The organism is Microcoleus sp. PH2017_35_SFW_U_B, from assembly GCF_020737865.1.
Classification (GTDB): domain Bacteria; phylum Cyanobacteriota; class Cyanobacteriia; order Cyanobacteriales; family Microcoleaceae; genus Microcoleus.
In genome coordinates this window covers 1-7,155 of the sequence record NZ_JAEQDE010000173.1, presented here as the reverse complement: position 1 = coordinate 7,155, position 7,155 = coordinate 1, and the positions used below count along the sequence as shown (strand labels likewise).

Here is a 7,155-nt window from a genome sequence, read left to right as displayed (position 1 = left end):
AATAGAGGGATTGCCGTTTATTCCTGTAGTTTTAGGACTGTGGACTAAAATTACCAACGTAGATGTCTAACATTGACTACTTTTGGGTAGCTTTGTCCAGGTTTTTACGAGCGGTTAATCAAAAAATCACCTTCAAACCATCCGTTAAATCGGTTACAGAATCGGCGGTCGAACTTCCTTCGGCATTCTACTATATTTCTCAGAAAGCTATCCGGGTAATACAATGAGATTGAGAAACATAGAAAACAGGGAAACCTTGTCAAACCTCACCAATAGGATGAAACTTATGCGTGTAACTACTGTTACGATTTTCAGCGTGCTCGCTCTGCTAGCTCCAGGGCTGACTAAAAAGGCAAATGCAGCCTTCGAGTCTAAACCCTTTGTGCAGGAACAGTACCGCAGAGACTTTACAGCTCCCGCCGATCCGGGTGCGTCAGTACAGCCCGAAGCAACTACCCAAGGAGATATGTTTAACAAGCCTTTTTATGCAGGAGAGCAAAAGCCTGTGAGAAAGGAAAAAACTATCTCCGCAGGAGCAGACGGCCCAGAAGTTGCCGCCATACAGCAGCGGTTGCTGGTTCACGGTTTCGCGATCGGGACGATCGACGGTTCCTATGGTTCTCGCACCACATCCGCTGTCAGTGCCTTTCAGCAGTCTAAGCGGTTGAACTCCGACGGCATCGTGGACAAAGAAACTTGGACAGCTTTAGCCGCAGATCCGGCGCCAGCTTCTGAAAATTTGCAGGGGAATGCTCCCACTCAGAACAGCGATCCTGTTCCCGGCAATCCTGCAACTGCTCTGACTAAAGGTGCTGCCGGTTCCAAGGTGAAGACGCTACAGGTGCGTCTGGAAATGCAGGGTTACGATCCGGGCCCCATCGACGGCATTTTTGGCGCTCGCACTGCTACGGCTGTGAAGAAATTTCAGGAGTATAAGGGTTTGACTGCTGACGGCGTGGTTGACGAAATCACCTGGAAGGCGATCGGGCAAAACTAAGTAATGAGTTAAAAATACGGAAAATTGCTGTGCCTATAACTCAATAAACCCGGCGTGCAAAAATGACCGGGTTTTTGGATGTTGACTTATCGCTATGTTGTGTGTTATAATAATCAAATGTCAAAATGCGGATATGGCGAAATTGGCAGACGCGCCAGATTTAGGTTCTGGTTCCGAAAGGAGTGAAGGTTCAAGTCCTTTTATCCGCATCGCTTTGTAAGGAATGAGAATTAAATAACTTACAATTTTTATTCTTCTTGTGGGATGGGCGTCCCGCCCGTCCTTTATGGACGGGCGGGACGCCCATCCCACAAATATGTGTAAATTATTTAATTCGCGATCCTAAGACTTATGGCTATGCCATTGAGGAGTCTCGATCGATCCTCGATTAACCGGTTTTTGCTCACAAGGAAAGGCGATCGTCTCTTTCTTCAATCAGAACACCTATCCTCGCCGCCTTTAGTCTTCCATTGGTCTGATTCAACCTCCCCCGCCGGATTCGCTTGATTTTCCATTACATTAAATCTGCATTACTTTCTGTGGTCGATTGTATGCGATTACGTGCGGGTTACACTCCGTTACAATCCCAGAAACCTTGCAAACAAGGAGTTTCGAGATTGTACAAACACATAAAAATAAAGGCGGCACCCAGATTTGAACTGGGGGTGGAGGTTTTGCAGACCTCTGCCTTACCACTTGGCTATGCCGCCGTTACGTCTGAAAATTGACGTTATACGATAATACACTAAATCCTGATTATTTCAACATATCTCTCAAAAATTTCCATCGCCCAATGTTCGTTAGCGAAGCCCGCCCCTACGGGGGCTACGCCAACGAAGAGGATCGCCCCCACAACGGCATCCCAGGCTAATCTAGAAATAGCTCGATCGCCTCCGCTTTACCCGCAACAGCAGCCATGACACCAGATTCTCCCCTACTCGTCGCCCAAATCACCGACACTCACTTGTTCGCAGAGTGCGATCGACAATGGAAAGGAATCTCGACAACCCGCACCCTGCTAGCAGTTCTCGATCGCCTGCAACAGATACAGCCGCCCCCCGACTTACTGTTGCTGACAGGCGACTTATCCCAAGACGAAACACCCAAATCTTACCAGCGCCTCATCTCCCTCATCGCCCCCCTGGGAATTCCCGCCTACTGGATACCGGGAAACCACGACAACATCCCAGTCATGGCAGAAATCTTAAATCAGCCGCCGATTTCCCCTGAAAAATCCTGGATGCTAGGAAACTGGCAGTTTGTGCTGCTTTCGAGTGTGGAAGCGGGATGCGACGGCGGGCGGCTTTCCCCAGACAGCTTGCAGTGGCTGGACTCTCAACTGCAACAAACGGGCGATCGACCTGTTACGATCGCTTTGCACCATCATCCGCTGGCGATCGACTGTGAAATCATGGATGGAATGATGCTGCACAATGCCGATGAATTTTTCGCAATTGTCGATCGATACCCTCAAATCAAAATCGTCCTTTGCGGGCACATTCACCAAGAATTTCATCAACAGCGAGACGGAGTTTCCTACTTGGGCACGCCGAGTACCTGCATCCAACTGCTACCCAAAAGCCATCCGATTGTCCTCGATACTATCGGGCCCGGATTTAGATTGCTCGAATTGGCGATCGATGGTACTTGGGAAACTAAGATTGAGCGAGTAGCCACAGAACCTGCAACAACTTGATAATTTACAGTTAAGAGGTGGTGGGTAGTTGTGCGATCGACAAATCCAAGAATCCTCTACTAGGTTCGTAGTGAGGACTTCAGTCCGCATCAAATTGGTTAGTAGTGAGGACTTCAGTCCCCAGTAAAAATCATATAACTCAAGTCCAAACGAGCCAACCAATTTGATTGTGTTGCTTCAAACGCAAACAGCAAACAACAATATTCAGCAAGTTTCTGAACCCAAATTTACAAATCATAGAACATATTTTTTACTGAATTATATATCAAAACAGTATTAGCAAAAACACACTCAATTGTCAATCTATCAACAGATAGATATCTTTATTAAGGTCAACATTTTATGATAAGTATTGACCGTAAATTGCAGACATATTTAGAGCGCACCGACAACGAACAAAAATATATCTGACAACCTTACAAAACAGGAGAAACTTAATATGTCTCAAGTCAATGGCGTCATGATGCAGTATTTCCACTGGTACAACCCCGCTGATGGCAGCCTGTGGAATCAGCTAGCAGAATCTGCAAAAGATTTAGCAAAAATAGGCGTGACATCCCTGTGGTTGCCGCCCGCCTATAAAGGAACCGGCGGCGGGATGGATGTAGGTTACGGTGTTTACGACATATTCGACTTAGGTGAATTCGACCAAAAAGGATCGGTACGCACCAAATACGGCACAAAAGATGAATATTTGCGCGCGATCAAAGCTGCACAAGATGTAGGAATTCGGATTTATGCCGATGTTGTCTTCAACCACAAATTAGGTGCAGATGCAGAAGAAGAAGCCGAAGCCACACCCTTCAATCCAGACAACCGCAATGACACCGTAGGCGAATATCAAAAAATCAAAGCTTGGACACATTTTACTTTCCCAGGCCGCGACAAAAAATATTCCAGCATGGAGTGGCATTGGTGGCATTTTGACGCCATTGATTACAACGTTTACAACACAGACACCCATGCCGTTTACCTGCTCAAAGACAAAGAATTCGATCGAGGGGTAGACTTAGAAAAGGGCAACTTTGACTACCTCATGGGTTGCGATTTAGATATGGACAACCCAGAAGTCACCGGCGAATTAAAATATTGGGGCGAGTGGTATGTCGATACAACAAACGTTGATGGATTTCGCTTCGATGCCGTCAAACACGTAGCAGCAGAATTTTTCCAAGAATGGTTGGAACACGTCCGCAACTATGCCAAACGCGACCTATTTGCCGTCGGTGAATATTGGTCTTACGAAGTGGAAGCTTTGCACTACTTCATCCAAGCAACGGATGGTAAAGTATCGTTATTTGACGCGCCCCTCCACTACAACTTCCACGCTGCTAGCAAAGCTGGCAATAGCTACGACTTGCGTACCATTTTTGACAACACCCTGGTAAAAGACCAACCAACCCTCGCGGTTACTTTGGTTGACAACCACGATTCCCAACCTTTGCAATCCCTAGAATCAGTTGTCGAGGCTTGGTTTAAACCCTTAGCTTACGCTTTAATCCTGCTGCGTAGCGAAGGATATCCGTGCATTTTTTACCCAGATTATTACGGCGCAAACTATAAGGACACAGCAAATGATGGCAACGAATACGAGATTTGGTTAGACAAACATCAAGGGATTCTCGATCAATTCTTGTTCGCACGCCAAACTTATTCCTACGGGAATCAGTACGATTACTTCGACCACGCCAACACGATTGGCTGGACGCGACTCGGAGATGAAGAACATCCGGGCGGTATGGCTGTGGTACTGAGTAATGGAGGCGATGGCACTAAGTTTATGGAAGTCGGACATCCAAATCAAACTTATATTGACATCACCGAACACATCAAAGAACCGATCGCAACTAATGACGATGGTTGGGCTGATTTTAGGTGCAACGCCGGTTCAGTTTCTGTCTGGGTTCCTCAGCCCTAAGCATGACCTAAATCTTGACGGCATCCTCTATCTGAAGTAGGGTGCGCGCTGCGCACCTTACGGCTACGATCGTCCTATCCAACCATTTTTTACTTGGCTATTTCTGATTTTTGCTGATTAAAGCCTGTTCGTAGTGAGGACTTCAGTCCTCTCTTTCTAATCTTACTTTATAGGCGATCGCGCCACTAAATTATTTAAATAAAAAATTATGAAACTTGCAGAAAAAGTTGCCGTAATTACGGGCGGCGGGTCGGGCATTGGACGTGCAGCAGGAATATTAATCGCCCAAGAAGGCGCAAAAGTTGCAATTATCGATCGCATTTTAGAAACAGCACAAGAAACCGTCCGCGAGTTGGTCAATCAAGGAGGTTGCGGGCTGGCGATTGCCGCAGATGTGGCTGATTCTAAGCATATGCAACAGGCATTTGAAACAATTTTTGACGAATATCAAAGAATTGATATTGTGTTCGCAAATGCGGGGATTAATGGTGTCTGGTCGCCGATAGAAGAGATAGAACCGGATGAATGGGATCGGACAATTAACATCAACCTCACAGGAACTTTTTTGACGGTTAAGTATGCTGTTCCTTATCTCAAAAAACAAGGAGGTTCCATCGTCATTACATCATCGATTAATGGCACCAGAAGCTTCAGGAAAGTTGGCGCTACAGCTTACGCTTGCAGCAAAGCAGCGCAGGTAGCTTTTGCAAAAATGCTGGCACTAGAACTTGCTCCCAGCCACATCAGAGTCAATGTGATATGTCCGGGTGGAGTGCTGACTGCGATCGATCAAAGTACCGTTAAGCGCCATCTCGATCGCATCCTAGTCCCGGCTGATTGTATTAAAGATGTGATTCCGTTGACTGATAATACCGCAGGTTCCAGCGAAGAAATCGCTCAATTAGTTTTATTTTTGGTGTCCGATGCCTCCAGCTTTATCACAGGTACTGAAGTCTGGATTGATGGCGGCGGTTCTTTGATTTAAAATCTGATATTATGCAAGTTTATAGGACTTACACATGGGTATCGAGAAACCGGGTTTCTTCCCTAATTCCTCGCTACTAAACCCTAATTTTTCTAAGAAACCCGGTTTCTAACCCGCCGCGCGCAATTCATATTTGATAAATATTCCCCCCAATTCTCCATTGTTTGACAGCAGTTTGCAATCTCTGCGGTAGCCAGTTATCGTACTGAGGATAAACAGGCAAACGCTGCACGAGTTGCCATTCGGCTGCTGCTAAAATTTCTGTTAAAGTTTGGTGTTGCAGGTGAGGATAATCTGGATTAACTTCATCCAGTGGCCCAATTCCACCTAAATCTCTCGCACCTGCTTCTAAACAAGCTAGCAATATTTGGGGCTGTGCAACTAAATTCGGCGGAATTTGTAGGGCGATTTCAGATGGTAAAATGCTGCGGGCGATCGCAATTACTTGTGGCATTTTTGTAGTATCAAAAACTTCGCCGTCCCAACTTTGCTTGTTTCCCGGACTGTGAGGCTGCAAAATAACTTCTTGAATGTGATTGTAGCGCGAATGAATCCGGGCGATCGCCTCCAACGTCTCAATCCAATCCGCCTCAGCTTCCCCAATTCCCAACAGCAAACCAGTGGTAAACGGAATCTGCAATTCCCCAGCCCATTCTAACTGTTGCAGCCGCAGCGCCGGCACTTTACTCGGTGCGTGTCGGTGAACCGTTTTTAACAAATTGGGGGACAACTGTTCTACCATGAGCCCCATCGAGACATTCACCTGTTTTAACTGTGCCATCTCCTCAAAGCTGAGCGGCCCCACATTAGTATGCGGTAAAAATCCGAGACTAAGTGCCAGTTCGCACAAATCGTAAATCCGCTGAAACCAGGCTTTGCGCCGTTGACTCTGGGGATGTACCTCGCCGCTGAGGATCAGAATTTCAATTACACCTTGAGGAAGCAGCAATTTGAGCTGTTTTTCGGCTTCTGTGAGTGTCAGCCAAGGACTTTGCAGCGGTTCGGCCCGAAAATTGCAATAGGTGCAGCGATTGTAACACTCGTAGGTGGGAACCAACGTATAGGCAGGGCTGTAGGTGACGGTGCGGGACATTCCTTGGGATTTTTATCGATCGGACTTACGCAATAACATATATATCTCACTGGGAGTTTTGCGGTTGGCGATCGCGCTCCTTCATTTATCTTAACACTCACGCCAGTCCCGAATCTCGTTATCAGCTAAATTATGAGCATTTTTTTCTTGGTGCGATCGCCTGTAAATTCCCCAGTCTGCTTTTGAATTCCCCATACAGCAAGCTTTGGGATAAATATAAGTATGGCTTATACCAGTCATAAGAAAAACTGTGCTTAAAACCCCTTTACAAACCGAAATAAAAGCTTTATATTTATTTACATGGCGGAACACAAAGCCGTCACGAACATTGAAAACCAAATAAAGCAATCATAAAACCATGACAGCTACCTTACAGCAGCGCGAAAGCGCCAACCTGTGGTCGCAGTTTTGCAACTGGGTCACCAGCACCGACAACCGCATTTATGTAGGTTGGTTCGGCGTCTTG

At 46.4% G+C, this 7,155-nt stretch carries 6 protein-coding genes, 2 tRNA genes and 1 pseudogene; 6 read left to right on the top strand and 3 right to left on the bottom strand.

The features are described from left to right. Window positions 1-286: 286 nt before the first annotated feature. Window positions 287-997, top strand: a complete 711-nt coding sequence (locus JGK36_RS32855) for a peptidoglycan-binding protein (RefSeq protein ID WP_293187046.1) — start codon at window positions 287-289, stop codon at window positions 995-997. A gap of 127 nt (window positions 998-1,124) precedes the next feature. Next, window positions 1,125-1,206: transfer RNA gene (locus JGK36_RS32850), tRNA-Leu, on the top strand. Between the two features lie 430 nt (window positions 1,207-1,636). Here JGK36_RS32850 and JGK36_RS32845 read toward each other — a convergent pair. Continuing rightward, window positions 1,637-1,707: transfer RNA gene (locus JGK36_RS32845), tRNA-Cys, on the bottom strand. A 206-nt stretch (window positions 1,708-1,913) separates the two neighbouring features. Between JGK36_RS32845 and cpdA the strand changes: the two genes are divergently transcribed. From cpdA to JGK36_RS32830, 3 genes are all read left to right on the top strand, one after another. Continuing rightward, a complete protein-coding gene (gene cpdA / locus JGK36_RS32840) occupies window positions 1,914-2,693 on the top strand; it encodes a 3',5'-cyclic-AMP phosphodiesterase (protein WP_293199305.1) in 780 nt (259 codons plus the stop codon). A gap of 439 nt (window positions 2,694-3,132) precedes the next feature. Then, entirely contained in the window at window positions 3,133-4,611 is a 1,479-nt protein-coding gene (locus tag JGK36_RS32835; protein WP_293187048.1) for an alpha-amylase, read from the top strand. Between the two features lie 208 nt (window positions 4,612-4,819). Next, a complete protein-coding gene (locus JGK36_RS32830) occupies window positions 4,820-5,596 on the top strand; it encodes an SDR family NAD(P)-dependent oxidoreductase (protein ID WP_293187049.1) in 777 nt (258 codons plus the stop codon). 127 nt (window positions 5,597-5,723) lie between these two features. Here JGK36_RS32830 and cofG read toward each other — a convergent pair whose 3' ends face one another. Both cofG and JGK36_RS32820 read right to left on the bottom strand, forming a co-directional pair. Further along, on the bottom strand, window positions 5,724-6,689 hold the full coding sequence (cofG, locus tag JGK36_RS32825; RefSeq protein WP_293193836.1) for a 7,8-didemethyl-8-hydroxy-5-deazariboflavin synthase subunit CofG: 966 nt from the start codon (window positions 6,687-6,689) through the stop codon (window positions 5,724-5,726). Window positions 6,690-6,779: 90 nt separating this feature from the next. After that, window positions 6,780-6,929 carry a hypothetical protein gene (locus JGK36_RS32820; RefSeq protein WP_293187051.1) on the bottom strand — a complete coding sequence of 50 codons (150 nt, stop codon included), beginning with the start codon at window positions 6,927-6,929 and terminating at the stop codon, window positions 6,780-6,782. Between the two features lie 118 nt (window positions 6,930-7,047). Between JGK36_RS32820 and JGK36_RS32815 the strand changes: the two are divergent. Further along, window positions 7,048-7,155 (top strand): annotated as a pseudogene (locus JGK36_RS32815) (photosystem II q(b) protein); the annotation flags it as partial.

Bases quoted from the DNA above. Each gene is read 5' to 3' on its own strand.
- JGK36_RS32855 (WP_293187046.1), top strand. From the start codon at position 287: ATGCGTGTAACTACTGTTACGATTTTCAGCGTGCTCGCTCTGCTAGCT.
- cpdA (WP_293199305.1), top strand. From the start codon at position 1,914: ATGACACCAGATTCTCCCCTACTCGTCGCCCAAATCACCGACACTCAC.
- JGK36_RS32835 (WP_293187048.1), top strand. From the start codon at position 3,133: ATGTCTCAAGTCAATGGCGTCATGATGCAGTATTTCCACTGGTACAAC.
- JGK36_RS32830 (WP_293187049.1), top strand. From the start codon at position 4,820: ATGAAACTTGCAGAAAAAGTTGCCGTAATTACGGGCGGCGGGTCGGGC.
- cofG (WP_293193836.1), bottom strand. From the start codon at position 6,689: ATGTCCCGCACCGTCACCTACAGCCCTGCCTATACGTTGGTTCCCACC.
- JGK36_RS32820 (WP_293187051.1), bottom strand. From the start codon at position 6,929: ATGACTGGTATAAGCCATACTTATATTTATCCCAAAGCTTGCTGTATG.